The organism is [Clostridium] scindens ATCC 35704 (assembly GCF_004295125.1).
Lineage (GTDB): Bacteria > Bacillota > Clostridia > Lachnospirales > Lachnospiraceae > Clostridium_AP > Clostridium_AP scindens.
Genome location: NZ_CP036170.1, coordinates 2,553,919 through 2,573,902 on the forward strand (window position 1 = coordinate 2,553,919; position 19,984 = coordinate 2,573,902).

The 19,984-nt window shown below is 40.2% G+C and carries 19 protein-coding genes and 2 pseudogenes; 19 read left to right on the forward strand and 2 right to left on the reverse strand.

Features of this window, described 5'->3' with window-relative positions:
* Positions 1 to 49: 49 nt before the first annotated feature.
* The 11 genes and pseudogenes from HDCHBGLK_RS13145 (at position 50) to HDCHBGLK_RS13195 (ending at position 10,911) form a co-directional block, all read left to right on the forward strand.
* On the forward strand, positions 50 to 1,663 hold the full coding sequence (locus HDCHBGLK_RS13145; RefSeq protein ID WP_004605744.1) for a hypothetical protein: 1,614 nt from the start codon (positions 50 to 52) through the stop codon (positions 1,661 to 1,663).
* A gap of 143 nt (positions 1,664 to 1,806) precedes the next feature.
* The gene (locus HDCHBGLK_RS13150; protein WP_130574606.1) at positions 1,807 to 5,403 is read left to right on the forward strand and encodes a metallophosphoesterase; all 3,597 of its coding nucleotides are present in this window, start codon (positions 1,807 to 1,809) and stop codon (positions 5,401 to 5,403) included.
* Positions 5,404 to 5,741: 338 nt separating this feature from the next.
* Positions 5,742 to 6,053 (forward strand): annotated as a pseudogene (locus HDCHBGLK_RS13155) (hypothetical protein); the annotation flags it as partial.
* Positions 6,054 to 6,064: 11 nt separating this feature from the next.
* Positions 6,065 to 6,310 carry a DUF6061 family protein gene (locus HDCHBGLK_RS13160; RefSeq protein ID WP_004605741.1) on the forward strand — a complete coding sequence of 82 codons (246 nt, stop codon included), beginning with the start codon at positions 6,065 to 6,067 and terminating at the stop codon, positions 6,308 to 6,310.
* 32 nt (positions 6,311 to 6,342) lie between these two features.
* On the forward strand, positions 6,343 to 6,759 hold the full coding sequence (locus tag HDCHBGLK_RS13165) for a DUF3842 family protein (RefSeq protein WP_009249248.1): 417 nt from the start codon (positions 6,343 to 6,345) through the stop codon (positions 6,757 to 6,759).
* 353 nt (positions 6,760 to 7,112) lie between these two features.
* Positions 7,113 to 7,502 (forward strand): IS66 family insertion sequence element accessory protein TnpA, encoded by a 390-nt coding sequence (gene tnpA, locus HDCHBGLK_RS13170; RefSeq protein ID WP_039909411.1) that lies wholly within the window; start codon positions 7,113 to 7,115, stop codon positions 7,500 to 7,502.
* Positions 7,492 to 7,851: an IS66 family insertion sequence element accessory protein TnpB gene (gene tnpB / locus HDCHBGLK_RS13175; RefSeq protein ID WP_004605738.1), complete on the forward strand. Its 360-nt coding sequence runs from the start codon at positions 7,492 to 7,494 to the stop codon at positions 7,849 to 7,851. Before tnpA ends, tnpB begins: the two co-directional genes overlap by 11 nt.
* Positions 7,852 to 8,140: 289 nt before the next feature.
* Entirely contained in the window at positions 8,141 to 9,763 is a 1,623-nt protein-coding gene (tnpC, locus tag HDCHBGLK_RS13180; RefSeq protein WP_130574567.1) for an IS66 family transposase, read from the forward strand.
* Between the two features lie 134 nt (positions 9,764 to 9,897).
* Positions 9,898 to 10,230, forward strand: coding sequence for a hypothetical protein (locus HDCHBGLK_RS13185; protein ID WP_233440683.1), 333 nt, complete (start codon positions 9,898 to 9,900; stop codon positions 10,228 to 10,230).
* Positions 10,227 to 10,541 carry a hypothetical protein gene (locus HDCHBGLK_RS13190; RefSeq protein ID WP_004607664.1) on the forward strand — a complete coding sequence of 105 codons (315 nt, stop codon included), beginning with the start codon at positions 10,227 to 10,229 and terminating at the stop codon, positions 10,539 to 10,541. The genes HDCHBGLK_RS13185 and HDCHBGLK_RS13190 overlap by 4 nt, the downstream gene beginning before the upstream one ends.
* Before the next feature lie 64 nt (positions 10,542 to 10,605).
* Positions 10,606 to 10,911 carry a 7-cyano-7-deazaguanine synthase gene (locus HDCHBGLK_RS13195; protein WP_130574607.1) on the forward strand — a complete coding sequence of 102 codons (306 nt, stop codon included), beginning with the start codon at positions 10,606 to 10,608 and terminating at the stop codon, positions 10,909 to 10,911.
* 6 nt (positions 10,912 to 10,917) lie between these two features.
* Here the strand turns inward: HDCHBGLK_RS13195 and HDCHBGLK_RS13200 are convergent, their stop codons facing one another.
* Positions 10,918 to 11,682 (reverse strand): ATP-binding protein, encoded by a 765-nt coding sequence (locus tag HDCHBGLK_RS13200; protein WP_004605804.1) that lies wholly within the window; start codon positions 11,680 to 11,682, stop codon positions 10,918 to 10,920.
* A complete protein-coding gene (locus HDCHBGLK_RS13205) occupies positions 11,683 to 13,254 on the reverse strand; it encodes a Mu transposase domain-containing protein (protein WP_004605805.1) in 1,572 nt (523 codons plus the stop codon).
* A gap of 384 nt (positions 13,255 to 13,638) precedes the next feature.
* Between HDCHBGLK_RS13205 and HDCHBGLK_RS19130 the strand changes: the two genes are divergently transcribed.
* From HDCHBGLK_RS19130 to HDCHBGLK_RS13250, 8 genes and pseudogenes are all read left to right on the forward strand, one after another.
* A complete protein-coding gene (locus tag HDCHBGLK_RS19130; protein WP_004607667.1) occupies positions 13,639 to 13,941 on the forward strand; it encodes an adenine nucleotide alpha-hydrolase family protein in 303 nt (100 codons plus the stop codon).
* Positions 13,931 to 14,518 (forward strand): AIR carboxylase family protein, encoded by a 588-nt coding sequence (locus HDCHBGLK_RS13215; protein ID WP_004607668.1) that lies wholly within the window; start codon positions 13,931 to 13,933, stop codon positions 14,516 to 14,518. Before HDCHBGLK_RS19130 ends, HDCHBGLK_RS13215 begins: the two co-directional genes overlap by 11 nt.
* A 236-nt stretch (positions 14,519 to 14,754) precedes the next feature.
* On the forward strand, positions 14,755 to 16,287 hold the full coding sequence (gene istA / locus HDCHBGLK_RS13220; protein WP_004605483.1) for an IS21 family transposase: 1,533 nt from the start codon (positions 14,755 to 14,757) through the stop codon (positions 16,285 to 16,287).
* Positions 16,280 to 17,053 (forward strand): ATP-binding protein, encoded by a 774-nt coding sequence (locus HDCHBGLK_RS13225; RefSeq protein WP_004605482.1) that lies wholly within the window; start codon positions 16,280 to 16,282, stop codon positions 17,051 to 17,053. Before istA ends, HDCHBGLK_RS13225 begins: the two co-directional genes overlap by 8 nt.
* Positions 17,046 to 17,288 carry a hypothetical protein gene (locus HDCHBGLK_RS13230; protein ID WP_004604852.1) on the forward strand — a complete coding sequence of 81 codons (243 nt, stop codon included), beginning with the start codon at positions 17,046 to 17,048 and terminating at the stop codon, positions 17,286 to 17,288. The genes HDCHBGLK_RS13225 and HDCHBGLK_RS13230 overlap by 8 nt, the downstream gene beginning before the upstream one ends.
* A gap of 141 nt (positions 17,289 to 17,429) precedes the next feature.
* Positions 17,430 to 17,612, forward strand: a pseudogene (locus HDCHBGLK_RS20070) (nickel pincer cofactor biosynthesis protein LarB); the annotation flags it as partial.
* Between the two features lies 1 nt (position 17,613).
* Positions 17,614 to 18,882, forward strand: coding sequence for a nickel pincer cofactor biosynthesis protein LarC (larC, locus tag HDCHBGLK_RS13245; RefSeq protein ID WP_004607670.1), 1,269 nt, complete (start codon positions 17,614 to 17,616; stop codon positions 18,880 to 18,882).
* Positions 18,883 to 18,884: 2 nt separating this feature from the next.
* Positions 18,885 to 19,409 carry a tetratricopeptide repeat protein gene (locus HDCHBGLK_RS13250; protein ID WP_004607671.1) on the forward strand — a complete coding sequence of 175 codons (525 nt, stop codon included), beginning with the start codon at positions 18,885 to 18,887 and terminating at the stop codon, positions 19,407 to 19,409.
* The last annotated feature ends 575 nt before the right edge of the window (positions 19,410 to 19,984 follow it).

The window sequence follows — 19,984 nt, forward strand, 5'->3', positions numbered from 1 at the left end:
AAATACGAGAGAGTATAAAGAATATCGCAAAGGAAGGAAGAGTTATATTATGCCAATGTATTTGAAGCGAGATGCTATTCGGTTTATTGAAGCAAGTGTATCGGCGATTAGCATGGCGGTTGCTGCTTTGGGGATGCCTAGAAGATATGATTTTAGAGAAGAGGCTGCTGAAAATGCTATTGCTATTGGACTTGCAGGTGTGGCAGCAGAACTTTCGATGAGTGCAGTTATCGTTCAGGCACAGGGGGAGGACGCATTGAAATTTCCTACAGGTTTTTATAAGACGGGGTCTCATATTGTGGATGATTTCAAGAAGCTTGTTGGATCGCAAGTCCCTAAAATGATGTTTTTAACACAGGGTATTGAAGAACCTTCAATGCATATTGCTAAACTGTTAGAAATGGCATCGAAATTAAAACTTTTAACAAAGTTAAGGGCAGGGGGGTTACACGCTGGCCGTGGACCATCAATGGATGTATCTATAGCTTGTGTTAATGATGTAATTGCGTTTATCAGTCTATTAGGTACATCTTCTAGAATAAAGTCATATATAGACACATTGCCCAAACCTATTACTATAACAAAAAGTTATGATTTAATTGTTGATGAGTTGATTCAAAAAGTTGCACAATCAAACACTACTTTAGAAAAAGTTAGTTCATTGGCTTCTGTATATCTTGTTATTCCAGAATTGCCAGATGATGAACCTGAGTGGTTTCCGGCATTTGAGCGAGCATTAGTCGCTCCACAAGAAAATGATATTTCTTTTCTGTTAGATACATTAGAAAAATCAAGATATGGGTCATTGATTAAAGTGTCAAAAGGCAAGGAGAGCATACCAGTTACTATTCAGAAAGGGAATATACATGCGTTACCAATAGAACCGCAATATTTAAAAAAGTCTTTTCGAGACATTAAGGATCGTTTATATGCTGATATTGGTACGGCAAATGGACGTTTAGATCAAAAACAATTTGATGCGCCACCTATTGAATCAGTATATGAAATGTTTGCATTTCCATATCATGTAATTGGTATAACACAACAAGAAGATGAACAACTTTCTGCTACGGAAACATGGCCTTTAGTGGCATCAAGTTTGTCATATTCCGGTACATTAGGTCCGTACTGGTATTTTGTACGAAAGACAGCCGATCTTGGGCAGTTAGAGAGTTATATTAATAGAGCTGCAAAATATGCTGGAAAGACATTGAAAAATGGCATTAAGGAATTTAAACCATACATAGAAAAAATGAGAAAAGAAATTCCGCTTTCCAAAAATGATAAGCAGATTTCAGTATTACTTTCTGAATATGAGAAATCAGGCGAAAAGAAAAAGAAATTAATTGATTTATCTAAAAAATATATAGGTAAAGAAAAAGAATTATGCCAAGAAGCACAGGATGATTTGCAAAAACTTATGGAGGAAGAACTACATGTTGGAGATTTACTTATAAAACTTGTGGAGAATGTATATAGTTTTCAAACAGAGGAAAGCCAGAAATATTGGGCCAGAACTTTATGTGAGTGTGCGACAGAGTTGGAAGATGCGCGTGGTTTATATGCAGTAATTTCAGAAACAAATTTTTCTTCGGCGTATACGGCAGTACGTAAAGCATTTAGAATTATTGATTTTATTAATTATGGACCTAAACTGGAATAAAATCAAAAATGTAGGTCTATTTCCAAATACTATAGAAGGGTAGTGTGTATTATGAATGTCCAAATTCAATAGAAGACTTAGAAGAATTATTAAGTTGTTTTATAATCTAATAACCATAAAAAATGAACGTAAGGAGAAAAGGTATGTTTAGAATACTACATTTATCAGATATTCATATTGGAAAGACCTATAAAGAACCCGATAGTATTGCATGTAAAATAGCGTCTGATATTGATTATAACGGATTAAGTGCCATTAACTGTATTATAGTAACTGGAGATATTTTTGATGGGCAGGTCGCAGTAACGGATTCATTAATTAATACTGCTGTAGACTTTTTCGAGACTTTACTCATTGAAATAAATAGTAATCAAGAGAAAAGTCAAATTAAAAAAGAAGATGTTATATTTGTTCCTGGGAATCACGACCTGATAAGAGTGGATGATCTTCAAAAAAGATGGAGTAAGTATCAAGATTTTTTGAAGAAATTTTATGGGGGTATTCCCTCTTATTATTTTGAGAAGAACTATTCCCTGTTTAAGGAATATAAAGAGCATAAAATAGCTTTTGTAGGTTTTAATTCATGCGAAATTGAGAAAAGAAATTTATTTGACAATAAATATATTAGTAAGTTTGAAAAATATATTAAAGAGAGTGAGCTAGAGAAGTGTGGAATAGATAAAACTAAAGTGGTTGAAGTTATGAGGTCTGAAATTGCAAGTGAATATGATGATTATGGGTATATACCACTATCTCAAATTACTCCTATTGAGCGTAAAATTAAAAAATTAGATGATTATATTGTTGTAGCTTTGTTTCATCATCACTTTTATTTATTCCCCGAAGTTGCTCATCAATTTGGAGATAGTAGTTTAATACGGAATTATGCAGAAGTTATACAGCATCTGCGATATATGAATGTGAGTATTGTTTTGCATGGGCATAAACATTTTGCTTTAGAGCGTCCTTTTATTATGGATGATTATTATGAATCTGCTGACAATATTATTGATGTATTTGCGGGTGGATCGGTAGGTACAGATAGGAAAGAAGAACATACTTTTGGTGTATTGGATTTATATGAGAAGAAAGATGATATTAAATTAAAGCATAATAAATTTGTTTACAATGGCGAGAACTTGGAACCTATAATAAAGAAACAGGTACCTCCACAAAAATTAAGCGGTAGAGTTGTAAAACTACTAGAAATTCTAAAAACGCTAAATCCTGAGAAATTTGAATTATATGAAGAGACCGCTGAAAAAGCATTTAGGTCTTATGATAGTTGCAGCAAAATTATATCGTGGGTTAGTGAAGCAATAACTGGCTTTACGGAAGTATATAAATATCTTGATAGAGATTATAACAATATTTTATTTCTTCTTTACGCTATTAATTATAGGGCTATTTGTTATATGAAAATTGTCGGTAAAGAGAATTCCTATTTTGAGTCGGCATCAGAAACATGGAATACTTTTTATGATATGAGCTTGGGACAAACAGATTTTATGATTTCAAAGAACGACTATCATGAAATGTTTATGTTTAAAAAACTTAAAGAAGCAGCATCATATTGTGATAAATTATTGAATAATTGTGATAACAAAAAATCACAAATTTACTTAGCGTTTACTATGCTTGGAATGTTTTTTACGGATTTATATTTGGTTTTAACTAAATATGCAGATGATTTCAAAGAGAGTATTAAGTATAAAGTTAATATAAAAATTGAGGAAAATAAATTTCATGAAAATGTTCCGGCACCACGTATTGTTGTGAAGTCAGATGCTGATAGGAGAAGCGCATATATTGATTTATTATGTAATGAGGCTACTGCACATAAAATGGCAGTTCTGTTTATAAAGGAATTTGATCTATTAATAAATAAATTTGAGGATTATTTTAAAATTATAGGATTAAAATTATATTATTTATTACCGAGAATCGATAAGGACAGAATGAAAAATACGTTAGATAACTATAATTTTGAAGCATATATTCCAACGTTGATACCATTATTAACGGGAGATAATATTTATTCTTCTAAAGTTGTATTTGCGAGAGAATTAATTCAAAATTCTATTGATGCCATATCTGTACGGGAAGCAAAAGATGAGAGAATGTTTTCTAAAGAAATATTAATAGAAATAAAAGTTGATGAAAACGGAAAAAGATATTTTAAAATTGTGGACAGAGGCACTGGAATGGATAGGTACAAGATTGAAAGATACTTTACAAGCATTGGACGTAGCTTTTATTCCGGTGAAGAATATGAAGATTTAAACATTAGTTATAAACCAATTAGCAATTTTGGTATTGGATTTTTGTCTTCTTTTATGGTTTGTCAAGAAATTGATGTAAAGACAAAATACTACATAGATAATTCCGAAGGTCTCAAATTACATATTCCTAATTACGATGGCTGTTTTTTTATTGAATTGGATAAAGAAGCTAATATTGGTACAGAATTAAAACTCTACTTAGATACAACTATCGATGATAAAAGCGTAGTTGATTATATACGAAAGGTTATGCAAGATATAAAATATGCTATTAATATTCGGTGTTTAAATGAAAATGGGGAGGAAAAACAAATTTATATTCCGGCTCATGCAGTTAGAAGACAAGGTGAATTAGAAGAATTCAAGTTTTTTATTCCTTTTCTAGAGAATGGTGATGTAGGTATGATTAATTATTCGGAAGAAATACTTAATAATAAATATATTGATAAATATGAATATGGCTTGTTAATTCGTAAGAAAAAGGATTTTAAAACTGACAATAAGCATATGATACTTAATTCGGGAATTGCTGTAGAAAGAGCTTCTTTGGGCAGCGTTTTTGGAAAAAATATCAGAAGATCTAATTATATATATGATTCTTATGAAGGAGAAAGAACGTATAATGATATTATCGTTAATTTTCCATCCAACTGGCTTCAACTGGATGTGGCTAGGGAAAATATTACGGGGTTTTCAAATATATCAAATTATAAAAATTCTAAAAGAACAGCTTATTTAGTAGGAGTTAAAATCGCGAGTTGTCTTTATAGCCAGATATCGCAGTATATCCAATATACAGAGGGGAGAAAGACAAACATTCCCGCTATTTGTTTGCAGGATGTGATTCAATATGCGCTTGATTTTTGTGGAAACCAAAGATCGGAAGAAGAATTGCGTACAAAATTAGCAGATTTAAAATACATATTGTCAATAGAATTTACGGAAAAAGGGCTATGTTACAAAATAATTAGAAATGGAGTGCACGGAGAGAGAATTAGACTTATATATTCTGGAGCAAATGCTAAAAAAGAACGTGATAAATGGCTACATCGATTGCATAAACAGGAAATAGGAATGAACCATCCTTTAGGTGAGCAAATTGACGATGAGTATGATATACGAATATCAAGTAGGGAGATGATTCGTTTATTTGAAGAAACCGTACACAGAAATGATGTGTATGTTAGTGAAAAAATAAGATACAGATTAGACCATTTAATGAAGGATATGCCCGGAGCATTGCGAATAGGAGGTAACGATAAAAATATATTTAGATTTCTTTCGTTGTTTCTTTTGAATATACCAGATAAAGCGATTTGCGATTCATCTAAAGAAATTTCAATAAATGTTTTTATGCTAGAAACGGTGTTTTTACAATATTTTCGCATTGGTTCAGAAGATACACAGGAAATGAAGATAATGTATGATGAACTACTGAAAATGTTTAGTATACATTAGGCTGAATGATAGAGATGTTTTTGGCAGAGGCAAAATGTAGATTGTTGCAAAATGTTATGTATGTAGGTTGTTGCAAGCCAGACCTTGGGGGTTACACCCACAAACCCCTGTAAAATCAACGGATGTGGCAATTCAAAACCTACATTTACCCCATCCGTTGATTCTGCAATTACCTACAAAAGGAATCTGTAACTTTCTGTATTTTACTTTTGTAATAAACAGATAGAGAGATATTATTAATCGATATTTTTCTGTAGACAACCGAAAAAGCAAAAAACATGTTGATATGTTTCTTCATACGAACAAGGGTATTTGACGTACTTCTTATCCGCTCGTGCCACGTGGAGACGGTATGTTTATTGTCCAAACTCAATGTCGAGCATCATATTGAGGTGGAACTCACGATGGACGAGCTTGATTTAACGGCTGCGGAGAGCAAAGCTACCTATGAAGAAATCAAGGGTTATGTACTGGAGCATACCGGACTCAAGGTCAGTAGCTTGTATATCGCTCAGGTGAAGCAGAAATGCGGTATCATCGAGCGAGAAAACTACAATAAACCGAAGTCCGAGGATGCAAGACAGCCTATATGCCCACCCGATAAGGAAAAAGCAATCAAGGAGGCGCTTCTGCATTTCGGCATGATCTAAAGGAGGTCAAGATGAAGCGATTACTTTCTTGTGAGTTCAACATGGATACGGCTTGTGTGGAGCTGAAATTCAGTGACGGCAGTATGATTGCCATTGACACCATTGCCGTAGAGAACGAGGTTGCCGACAATATGTATCAGCGGTCGGAGCTTGATTATCTGATTTACAATGACCCGATAGGATATGCAGACCTTGTACTGAACGGAGATCCCATAACCTATCTGAAAACAGTTACGGAATATAAACCTTTGGATTGAAAAACGCAATAAGCAAACGATGGAGAAAGAACATGAAAATACTGGTAATTGATGCACAAGGTGGCGGCATCGGAAAGCAAGTTGTAGCCGCTGTGAAAAAACAACTCCCTGAGTTGACTATTACTGCTGTTGGCACTAATAGTATAGCAACAGCGGCTATGCTGAAAGCCGGAGCAGACCATGCTGCAACGGGTGAAAATGCGGTTGTTGTTGGATGTAAAAAAGCAAATGTTATTATTGGCCCGATTGGAATTGTTATTGCTGATGCAATGTTTGGAGAAGTAACACCTGCTATGGCGACTGCTGTTGGTCAAAGTTCAGCTAAAAGACTGTTAATTCCTGTTAATCATTGCGATAACATAATTGCTGGTGTTTCAGACCTATCAGTTGGACGATTAATAGACAGCGCTATAAAAGAACTGGAAGCGTTGTATAAAGAAAAACAATAATTGCAAAATATTTAGCATAGGTATTGACATTTTAGAACGAATATGTTATACTTGCGCCAAGTGTAAGCGCGAAGCTTGCGAGAAAACACAGAAGTGTTTGTTCCGATGTTATTATTAAGTGGCAGATAATGTATGCATATGAAGGCATACGGCTTTTCAAGAAGAAAGGCTGTATGCCTTTTTCTGTTTTACATGGGAATTCGCTATAATAACAATCAAAAAAATTTTGGAGGTACATAATTATGGCATGTTTTCTTATTCGTATACGGTAGACCATGAGTACCGTGCTAGTTTCCTCGCTCCATGAGATAATAACTCCAGAAAACTACAAGTTTTTTAAAGGAGTTAGTACCATGGATAAAATCACACATCAGGTCCGTGCAGAGCACTGGACCAAGATCCTGAATGAATGTATGAATAGCGGGATGTCAAAAACCGCCTGGTGTCGGGCAAACGGGATTTCTGAGAAGCAGTTTTTTTACTGGCAGCGCATCCTGCGCCGGGAAGCTTATGAAGCATCTCAGAATCCATCATTGCCTGCAGCTGCAGAGACAAAACAATTGTCTGCTGTTCAGCAGTCCGTATCTTTCGCTGAAATCAAACTTCCTGCCGTGTCACCGGACGCATCACCTGTTTTCCGTCCAGATCTGGTGATCCGGAAAGGGAATCTTGTTCTGGAGATTTCCAATTCAGCCTCATCAGAACTGTTCTCCCGGGTAGGAGGAATTCTTCATGCTGAATAACGCATCCGGCTTCCGGAAGGTTTACGTTGCTGCCGGCTATACGGATTTGCGGCGCGGAATCGACGGGCTGGCATCTATTGTGAAATTTAACTTCCAGCTGGATCCATATGAAAAGGATATCCTCTTCCTGTTTTGCGGAAGACGCAGTGACCGCATCAAGGGGCTCGTATGGGAAGGAGACGGATTCCTTCTCCTTTACAAAAGACTGGAACTTGGCGGCTTCAGCTGGCCCCGCACAAAAGAAGAAGCACTGGAGATCACCCAGGAGCAATACCGTGCACTGATGCAGGGACTGGAGATCGTATCCAGACACCCAATCCAGGAAGTGCAGCCCAGCGATCTTCTGTGAAATGTTGTGCAAAACGGAGAAAATAAAAAATCTTTTTGTATCTCCTGCCACAGACGCGACGGAAGTTATCCACAGCCAGATCTCATATCATTCATTCAATCAAGAGTACTTCACAGCTATAAGCTGCTGTGTGGATAAGTACTCTGAAAAACTGAAAAAACTAATAGTTTTTTCGGCTTTTCAGAGTGTTTATCCTTTGGTGAGAATGACGAACCTTCTTTATTATCCCGTTCGCTTTTTCTTTTGGTTTGCGGTACAATAGTTCCAGTAAAACAAAGGAGCACCGAACATGCAGAAGATCTACTCACCGGAAGAACTGAACAGTTTCAGCAGGGAAACACTCGTGGCAGTGATCCTGTCCATGCAGAACCAGCTTACCCAACTGAATACAAACATGGAACGCCTGATTGAGCAGATCGCATCTGCAAACAATCATCGTTATGGGCGTTCTTCCGAAAAGCTGGACGTTATCGCCGGACAATTGGAACTGGAGCTCATCTTTAACGAAGCGGAAGCTTTGACTGAGACGCTTTATGTTGTCGAACCTAGGGAAGAAGATGTGATCCAGGTCACGCGCCGGAAGAAAAAAGGAAAGCGCGAGGCAGATCTTAAGGATCTTCCTGTGGAAGTGATCCCTCATACCATTCCAGAAGCAAAGCTGCAGGAAATTTTTGGCTCCGTTGGATGGAAGCAGCTCCCGGATGAAGTTTATAAAAGAGTCCGGGTTCAGCCGGCAGTCTACACGGTGGAAGAACATCATGTGGCCGTGTATGCAGGAAAAGATAATCAGACGATTGTCAAAGCGGACCGACCAAGGGAATTGCTCCGCAACAGCATTCTGACACCGTCTCTGGGTGCAAGCATCATGAATGCCAAGTATGTCAATGGACTGCCTTTATACCGGATCAGCCAGGAGTTCCAGAGAAACGACATCCATATCTCCCGGCAGGTAATGGCGAACTGGATGATCCAGTGTGCGGACCGGTATCTGGGACCGCTTTATGATTACCTTCATAACAGGATGTACCATTTCCATGTGCTGCAGGCCGACGAGACTCCGGTTAAGGTATCGAAGGATGGGCGCCCGGCAAACAGTAAGAGTTACATGTGGGTCTACCGGACGGGAAAGGGATATAGTGATCCCCCCATTATCCTGTATGAATACCAGAAGACCCGGAAAGCAGACCATCCGCGGGAATTCCTGAAAGGATTTACAGGCACTGTTGTCTGTGACGGATACTCCGCCTACCGGAAGCTGGACCGGGAAAGCGAAACCATCGTTTTCGCAGGGTGCTGGACCCATGCGAGAAGGTATTTTGCCGATGCCCTGAAGGCATTGCCAAAAAAAGATCATCAGGCAGCCAAAGATACGATCGCTTACGAGGCAATCAAGCGGATTGGCGCCATCTACCATCTGGACAACCAGCTTGCTGATCTGAAGCCGGATGACCGTAAAAAACAGCGGCAGATCAATCTCAAACCTCTGGTGGAGGCTTTCTTTGTGTGGGCAAAAGAAATCCAGTTCTCCGGTCGCCTTACCAAGGGTAAAACTCTGGAAGGGATCAACTACTGCATCAATCAGGAAGAGGCATTAAAAGTATTCCTGGATGATGGTGAAGTCCCGCTTGATAATAACGCAACGGAAGGGGCTCTGCGCAGCTTCTGCCTGCACAAACATGCATGGAAGCTGATCGACAGTATTGACGGTGCACAATCCAGTGCGATCATCTACAGTATCACGGAAACAGCAAAGGCGAATCATCTAAATCCCTTCCGCTATCTGGAATATATCCTAACCGTGATGAAAGACCATCAGGAGGATACGGATTATTGTTTTATGGAAGAACTGCTTCCATGGTCTGAGCAGCTGCCGGAAATCTGCATAAGCAAAACAAAAACAACAAACGTGTAAACCGACCGCCGGAAACGGCGGTCATAAAATGAACTGGTACTCATGGTCTACCGTATACTCTTATTCCGGCTGCAGAAGCAGTTATTACTACCGTTGCTACAAAGGTGATAAAGTCCAAGGAAAAAGAAGAAACGATGAAGGTTTCTTTTTCGGATGGAACAATTGCTGATGCAACGAAAATCAAATTCTCCACAAAACTCGGTTGGTTGAACAAGTTACTGTGGGGCGGCTCTGCACTACTCGCTTTTGAACACGTATGGCATGGTGAAGTTGTTCCTTTCTTCCCATTCCTTACAGCAGTTGAAAACGGAGAAACAGCAGAAATGCTTGCAGAAATGGGTAGTGCTGGTGTTATGATGGCAGTACTCGTTACGGCCGTATGGGTTGGTATGCTGGCAGTATCGTCTATTGTTGAAAAGAGAGCGATAGCAACACCCAATATCGCTATGGAGGGTACAAAGGCATGACACTTTTAACAACTGTTTTTGCAGCAATCATTTGTACCATCATTTGGTATAAGGGTGCTCCCAAAAGTGAGATGAAGGTCGGTACACTCTGTTGGATGTACTGGGGTGCATCACTCATGTGGTTGATTGATGCAGTTTTTGAATATGCTGAGCTTGGGGCTGAATTCTTTGCTCCTGCACCGATTGATATGCTCAACGATTTCTATCTTGGCTTGTCGGTTGTAGCGCTGGGACTTATCATTTGGCTTATTATCTTACTTGTTAAAGATCCGAAGGGTGTTGTTAAAGAGGCACTATTCAAGAAAAAATAAGAAATAGATAATGGGTGGCTCTGTGCTTTTTGCAGATCCACCCATTTGTCTTACAGAGGTATCTATGAATTTACATGAGTTTTTTACGGACCATCCAAGAGTGGCAATTGCTTTTTCCGGAGGAGTTGACTCGGCATATCTTTTATATGCAGCTAAGCAATATGCGAAAGACGTATGCGCCTATTATGTGAAATCAGCTTTTCAACCACAGTTTGAGCTGAATGATGCTTTGCACATTGCCACTGATTTGGGTGTGAAAATGGAAATAATAGAATTAAATATTCTTGCCTGTAAATTACGGTTGAATGGGATTTCCGTTCCGCATGCGCGGAACGGCTATTCCATTTTTAGCGGTACAAAATACTATTGATATCTTTTATTCCGTTTCTCTCATGTTGATACCATTCATTTCCAGACGATATGTATGATGCTTGTCGGTAATTCTTGTAAGGCAGGCATCTGCGTAAGTGTTATCTGCAAACATATCAAACCAGGAGCTGACAGGAAATTGAGAAATCACAACTGTAGATTTCCGTCCATCACGGGTATCAAGTACTTCAAAAAGATCTCGGCATTTATCGAGATCAAGATCCATCAGGCCAAAGTCATCTATCACAAGAAGATCGAGTTTCGTAAGTTTGTTCAGATAATCCAGATTAGTAGCTTTGATACGTGCTTGTTCCATTTCACTCATAAGAGTGTTCGCTTTGATATACCTGACACTTTTGGACTGTTTCATAGCTGTTACGCAAAAAGCATTGATCAAATACGTTTTACCACTTGCTGAAGAACCTGTTACAATCAGGTTTTTTCCTTCCTCTATCCAGTGACAAGTGCTCAGACGTTCAATTATCTGCGTGTCTAACTGACGCTCAGGACGATAAATCGTCTCATCAAGATCTGCAGCCGGATACCTGAGATGAGCTTCTTTCATCAAACGATTGAAGCGTTTATCCGCCCTTGATTGCCATTCCGAATTGATCATCGCTGACATACGTTCCTTAAAAGTATTCAGATCCGCATTCGGATCTCTCAACTGTTCCTCCAATATACGTGCCATTTCCGGAACTCTGAAACTTTTCAGTCGAGAAATCAGGGCCTGTTCTTCCGGTGTCAATGTGATTTCGCTTTGTATTCTCACTTATTTATAGGCCTCCTTTCCACGGATATTTGCATGGGAAGGAAGTGTTCCTGATGCAGCTGTGTTATTAATAGAATGATTGTTTTGGACCATGCCAAGTACTTTTTTAAAATAAGAATACTTGCAGGCATTTGCTTCTACACATTTATCCGCAGCTTCTTGTACGAGCCTGTGTGGCACATCCTTACAGGAATGAAGGACTCCGGCACAACTGTTGTAAGCTTGTTCTTCATGTTTTGGACTGCGCAGGATCCTATCTATAAGAGTGACCATAGAATCGCCGTATACAGATGCCCACCGCCGATAATAAGCACCATCATGGGCATTAACCTCTTTATAATAAAGATGTTCTTGCGGCATATGGCTGTCATCTGTGATATATAGCGGAAAATCCCTGTAGGATCTCGGATGTCGGCAGATCAGACGGTTGTACTCATCGCAGATCCTTATTTCTGCCATTGTTGCCTTTAGAATTGCCGGCTTTCCTCTTTGGGTATACAATACAGAGTAGTAGTGGGCATCATATTCAAGATGATAATTATCAGGAACTTTAAGAAAGTACTTATAATCACAAAGCGTGTAATTCTCGCCGGGAAGCTTGTTCATACGCGGTTTGTCATACTTTTCAAATCCAGTTATCCTTGATTTACGGATATCTGATTTTTTCTGAAATGGTCGCTGATTGATGTCCTCTACAATTCTTTTTGTAGCATCATTTAAAGCCTCAAGCGAGGTATAGGTATTTTTCTTAAGTTCTTCGACTAAATAGATTTCCAGAAAGCGAACATGATTTTCAATCGTTGCTTTTCCCTTTGGTTTGCGCGGCGGTGGTGGAAGTATGATTGTATCATAAAAAGTTTCCAGATCTGAAAAAGCCGTCTGTAATACAAGCTCATCCTTATTATGTCGGGTAACAGCCGTTTTCAGATTATCCGGCACAAGATATCTGGGAACAGCACCGTAAAAAGATAATGCATGTACGGTACCAGTGATAAAATGTGGCAGTTTTTCATCTGGAAAGGCTTCTGCATAAACAAGACTGCTGAAACCAAGAGTTGTTGCAAAAATGTGTACTTTCTTGAGTTCTCCAGTTGAAGGATCCAGAAGCAGCTCTGGTTGATCACCTACCCAGTCGATGTACATCTTTTCACCGGGAATTCGTTCAACCGGCATGGATACTTTTGTGGATCCATAAGTATTTACCAGAAAGTCTCTATACAGTTTGTAAAACTGTGATAGCTGATAACCATTAGGATTTTTCTTTTTGTACTCGATCCACAGAAATCCAAGGTCTGCATTCTTTCCCATTTGGATCATGTTCTCATGAATTTGGTGAAAATCAGGCAACGGAATGTTTTTGTGGCGAAGATTATCCTTGGGATAAATCAGATTGACCACCTTTTCGGCCGGCATCTGCTTTAAATCATCCAATGATAATCCAGAATCCCGATAGCGTTCCATAATCAGTGAGATTCCGCTTCTTCCAATTCGATATCGTTTCTGAACATTGTCATAGCTGATCTTGTTAAGTCTTAGTTCTATGACACCTATGATAGTAGTGTAGTCGTGCATAATTGCTCCTCCTTTACACTGTGATGAATAATAGTTACATCACAATAATAAAGGAAAGGCGTACCGTTCGAGCAGAAAGTTCATACCGTTATATCAGAATGCACATACCGATAATATTGGAATTAGCGTACCGTTCGACCGGAATTTGCAATTCTTGCCGATGAAAAGATTGCAGCCAATCCGTGGAATCGTTGCTATTATTGTAAAAAACAAATCTTTACAGCCATTGTTAAACAGGCACAGGCAGACGGATATACTGTTTTACTTGATGGAACCAATGCGTCTGATGACGAAGGAGACCGCCCGGGCATCCAAGCTATTCATGAGTTAAATGTACTTTCACCTCTACGGCTGTGTGATCTGACAAAAACAGAAATACGCAGATTGTCTAAAGAAGCGGGATTGTTTACATGGAACAAACCGGCATATGCTTGCCTTGCGACCAGAATTCCTACAGGACAGCCAATCAGTGAATTTTTGCTTCGCAGAACAGAGTTAGCAGAAAACTTTATGTTTAAAAAAGGTTTTTCTAATTTTCGTATCAGAACGATTGGGGAAACCGCTAAAATCCAGATCACATTACAGCAGCTTCCGTTGCTGTTGGATAACAGAAAAGAAATCTTGGATGAACTGAAGAAGAACTATGCATCGGTTTGTCTTGATTTGGAGGTGCGGAATGAAAACTGAAATAAAGCAACTGCTTGAATCGGTCAAAAATGGAATAATGACCGTTGATGAAGCCCTGCTTCAAATAAAAACAAAGCCATTTGAAGATGTTGGGTATGCAAAGGTTAATTTGCACAGAAAAGCCCGTCAAGGTGTAGCAGAAGTAATTTATGGAGCTGGAAAAACTGCGACACAGATGATAGGAATTATTGAAACTATGCAGCGCAACGGACAAAATTGCATCTTGATTACTCGTTTATCTCCAACAGCTGCAGATGAAATTCGTGAGAAGGTTTCATTACGATATTTTCCAGAAGCTCACATTGGAATTATTGGTGAAATGCCGAAACCGGATGGTATCGGAAAAATTGTCATAGCTACCGGGGGAACAAGTGATATACCCGTAGCAGAAGAAGCTGCTCTGACAGCGGAGGTGTTGGGAAATGAAGTAGTTCGTTTGTTTGATGTAGGTGTTGCTGGCTTGCATCGTCTTCTTTCTCATTTGGACGATATTATGAATGCATCGGTTATCATTGCTATAGCGGGTATGGAAGGTGCGCTTGCAAGTGTAATCGGCGGGCTTGCGTGTTTATTGTAAAATAGAATTACCGAAAGTTGCAAACGGGAATTGGAGAATGTTGCATCTCCAAATTGGAGAAAGTTGCAAGGCATTCGCTAGAAGCGCTCAGGAACGGTGTAGCGCTTGAGTGGCAGCCACCAAGTATGAGCATTCCCATGAAAAGATCCATTGCAGGTATATCCAAAAACCATTAACCTTATCTTTATTGTAGTCCAAACAATAAAGACAAGGAGGAAAGGAGAATGTCAACTACAATGGATCAGATACATCATATCAGAGATATGTTCTACCGGCAAGATAAGAACATTTCTGAAATCGCATCTGAGACCGGCCTTAACTGGAAAACGGTCAAAAAATATGTGGATATGGAGGACTTTAACAATCCATCTCCCAAACCTGCATCATCAGAGGTTCACGAATCCAAGCTTGACCCATTCAAACCTTTGATTGATGAATGGCTGCAGGCAGACAAGCTTGCACCAAGAAAGCAACGGCATACAGCCAAAAGAGTATTTAAACGCCTCAAGGATGAAGCAGATGGTTTCGGCTGCAGTTATCGGCTTGTTGCCTTATACGTCAAACAGAAGAAAGAGGAACTACGGCTAAAAAGAACCGATGGCTATATCCCTCTTAATCATCATCCCGGCGAAGCCCAGTCAGACTTTGGAACAGCCGATTTTTATGAAAATGACAGGCTTCATCACGAGGCTAAGTACCTTGTGCTCAGTTTTCCCTACAGTAACGGAGGTTTCCTCCAGCTTAATTATGGCGAAAACATGGAATGTCTTCTGGAAGGACTGGTTGCCATATTTGAGCACATCGGTGGTGTTCCCACGGAAATCTGGTTTGACAATACCAGAACCATTGTTACCGAAATCATCAAAGGTGGCGGGCGTAATGTAACAGAGCGGTTTCAACGCTTTTGTGAACACTACCGCATTAAGCCGGTTTTTATGAATCCTGAATCCGGATGGGAAAAAGGAAACGTGGAAAACAAGGTTGGCTACCTGCGCCGCAACGAACTTGTACCGGTACCCCGCTTTGATGATCTTGTGAAAGAAAACAAGCATCTTCTGGATCGTTGTGAAATCGATATGCAGCGTGAGCACTATGATGACGATGATGACCGCTTTATCAGTAAACTGTTTGAAGAAGATAAGGCTCGTTTACTGCCGCTTCCTTCCGTTCCGTTTGATACGGCACTTTACACAACGGCAACAACGGATAAATATGGAAAGTTTACTCTTGACGCAGGAAAGCACCGTTATTCTGCTTCACCGGCTTTCTGTGAGTCCATTGTAAATCTCAAGATTACATCCTCTGATGTGATTGTCATGGACAAAGATATGCACGAAGTGGTGCGTCATAAGCGCCTTTACGGCAATGAACATGAAAGAATGGACTGGCTGCCATACCTTACATATATCGCCAGGAAACCCCGTTCTCTTCGAAACAGCGGCATATATGACATGATGCCACAAACCATGCAGATATACATGGATAACTGCGAAAGCAAGGAACGCGGACGTGTCCTGAAGGTGCTTGCAGAACTTACGGAAAGAACCGGGTTTGCTAGTGCTGTCAGAACAGTTGACGAAGCAGTCCGGCTGAATGCCACAGATCCGGACAGTCTGCAGAGCCTTTACAGGCGAACCTATGCAGATGTACCGCTTCTGCCTCCGCTTGAAAACAAAGTTTTACTGCCACAGCAGAAGGTCATTCCGTTCAGAAATGATCTGAAAATGCTGGATGCCGCCCTTAAGAAGGGAGGTGTCTCAAATGGCTGATATAGAAAAATCCATTGCAGCATGCTGCAAACAGCTCAAGCTGTCCACGAACTTTGCAGGACAGGCTTTCGAGCAGAAAGGAGACACACCGCAGGAATACCTTTTAAACCTCCTGACAAACGAAATTGAATACCGTACAGCAAAAAGGAAGAGCAAGTTCCTCAATACCGCCGGCTTCCCACGTAGATACCGCGTGGAGGAATTCAGGGCAGATGAGATAGATTTCCCGGAAGACGTCAGCTTCCAAAGCCTGTTAGACCTGGAGTTTTATCATACAGGAAAAAATGTCATCATGTATGGAGGAACAGGAACCGGTAAAACAATGCTTTCCATTCTGATTGGAATGTCTGCATGTAATCAGGAAATTCCGGTAAGATTCTACCGCACTGCCGGACTTATCAATCTCTTTTCCGAGAGTCAGAGCAGCGGAAAGCTTACTGCACTGAAAAAGAAGCTTAACAGTGCCCGGATACTGATTCTGGATGAATTCGGATATGTTCCGTATGACCGCACCGGTTCACAGCTTCTGTTTGATTATCTTTCTGAGATACACGAGCAGAAATCGGTGATTTTAAACACGAATCTTGAATTCTCACAGTGGGTGAACGTTCTTTATGACCAACGGATGACAACAGCACTGATTGGCAGGCTCACCCACCATGTGGAACTGATTCTGTTCCCGGGGATCAATAATCGGTTACGTGAATCAAGCATCAATGCAACTCTTTCAAGAATCAGCAGTCAGGAGGCAGGTAACAATGGCTAAAAATAAAAAAGTTATCAAAGAACAGAAAAAATATCAAAACCTTCAGGAACGCTATGAGGAGATGAATGATTATCTTCTTGATCTCATAGAAGATCACCGATGCGCAGAAGAAGATCTGAGATATCTAAATGATTTTATCCATTATAAAGAGCTGGATGAGGAGTTCCGCTATTTCAGGGAACATGCACATGAAGATGAAAACTCGGAACTTCCGTTTCCATATCTCACGCTATAACAACTAAATATGGTCTGCAATGGCTATGTAGCTGGCAGAATAGCTGCCAGCCGAGGCCTTGCAACTTTCTCCAATTTGGAGATGCAACATTCTCCAAAAATATTTTGCATTTTTCTCCAAAAAGTGCTTGCAAAAAACAGGCTTGCGGATTGTCCTGTGATTGCTGTCCCTACAAGCGTCGGATATGGTGCCTCATTCGGAGGACTCTCTGCTCTTTTATCCATGCTGAATTCCTGTGCAAGCGGCGTGTCTGTGGTAAATATTGACAACGGCTTTGGGGCAGGATATTTAGCGAGCATGATCAATCATATGGAGGCAAAATAAAATGAAAACATTGTATTTAGATTGTGGTATGGGTGCAGCGGGCGATATGTTGACGGCTGCTTTGCTTGAACTTCTACCCGACAGAAATGCGTTCCTTGCTGAATTGAATAACATAGGCATACCCGATGTCATAGTGACCAGTGAGGTATCCACGAAATGTGGAATTCAAGGCACACATATTACAGTAAAAGTAAATGGCGAAGAAGAAACCGAAGAAATGCATGATCATGGACACAATCATTCCCACGAGCATGGTCATGAGCATACGCACGAGCATAGCCATAACCATACACATGAGCACTCTAATGACGCTGCTCATACACACCACCACAGCGGTATGCATGAAATAGAGCATATCGTCAGTAATTTGCGAGTATCAGAAAAAGTGAAAAAGGATATTTTGGAGGTATATTCGCTTATTGCAGAAGCCGAGAGTAACGCTCGCGGTGTTCCTGTCACAGAAATTCATTTTCATGAAGTTGGAACAATGGATGCGGTCACAGATATAACAGCTGTCTGTATGCTTATTGACCGTCTTTCTCCCGAGCAAATTTTGGCTTCTCCTGTTCATGTAGGCAGTGGTCACGTAAAGTGTGCACACGGAATTCTTCCTGTTCCTGCTCCTGCGACAGCATATATATTACGTGATGTCCCAATCTATGGCGGTGGAATTAAAAGTGAATTATGCACGCCTACCGGAGCTGCATTATTGAAACACTTTATTACAAAGTTCGGAGAAATGCCGGTTATGAGAACGGCAGCAATCAGTTACGGAATGGGTAAGAAAGATTTTACTGCAGCAAACTGTGTTCGGGCAATACTTGGGACATCGGAAGATTCAGGTGACACAATTACTGAACTCTGTTGTAATCTGGATGACATGACTGCGGAAGCGATAGGCTTTGCTGAAAAACTATTCTTTGAAGCAGGAGCATTGGACGTATATACAATTCCTGTTCAAATGAAAAAATCACGTCCTGGAATTCTGCTCTCGGTTATGTGCCATGAAAAGGACAAAGAGCTTATTCTTCGCTTGATCTTCAAGCATACCACTACATTGGGTGTGCGTGAGAACATCAGCCGCCGCTATACACTTTCCCGTTCAATTGTGTCGGTACCAACAAAATACGCAAATGTACGCAAAAAGGTTGCTGCCGGATATGGTGTAACAAAAGAAAAATATGAGTTTGATGATATTGCTCATATTGCAAGAGAAAATGAAATGAATCTTTTTGATGTATCTGAGCAAATCAAAAAACAGGAGAATTAATTATGGAAGTATCAAAATATGCTTCTATTGAAAGTCAACTTGGAAATGCCCCCTGCTTCTGTGAGGATACAGAAGAAATGTTTTGGCTGCGGGAGTCAGATGACTACAAAAGTCGAGTGCGGCTTGGAAATCTGCTTTCAAAGCAGTACCGTTTTAGAGAAGCAATAGATGCATATCATTCCGCAGAAATGATTCGTTCCGATGATCCATTGTTGTATGTTTCTATAGGTGGAGCGTATTTAACCTTGCGTCGATTTGATGAAGCGAAAAAGGCGTATGACAGAAGTTTTGTGCTTAGCGGAAATGAAAAGGCCGTTGCATACCCTATGGGTATATGGCTTTATCTGCAGGGAAACTATAAAGGCGCAGCAGAAATGATTAAAAAAGTTTTGCCCTGCACAGATGAGATGAAAATTGCAATCATCTATTGGAACGCCATTTGCTGTATGCGTGAAATATGTCAGATGATCTACTGGCAACATATAATGAAAATATGCAGGTCGGACATCATACGGCATATAAATTAGCGGTAGAAGTGTTTCTTGGTAAAATATCGGTTGAGGAAGCACTTCTACAATCTGAAAAGGATGCAGATGACTTGAATGCGGTCGTTGCTATGTATGGCATTTCAGTTTATCTTGAACATCGTGGTAACAAGACTGATGCAGATAAAGTTATGAAGGCATTGCTCGAACGAGATTCCATATGGCCATGTATTCCGTATCTTGCTGCGTGGAGTGACAAGCAAATGGCAGAGTAACGCAGCATCTGTAAAAAAAGCAAGTGTCCAGAGGGATGCAATCCCTTTGGCTCTGGGTTTCCAATAGGGGCGAGTAGCATCCCTGTTGGCACACGATTTTGCTTGCAAAGTCTAGTGTGTTATACCTTTTGCGACCGCTGACGCTTGAAAGGGGCTGCCGCCATACCGGGCAGGATATTTCAAGTGGCAGCAGAATGGGCGGATTTTGAGGATGAGCAATCCGAAATATCCGTCTGTTCGGGTGTAGTTGTCACAGAAAATCTTGGAGCACAGCGGAGAGATTTTGTGGGGCAACGGGGTCGCAAGAGGTATATAAAAACCCGCCGCAGCGACGCATCCCCG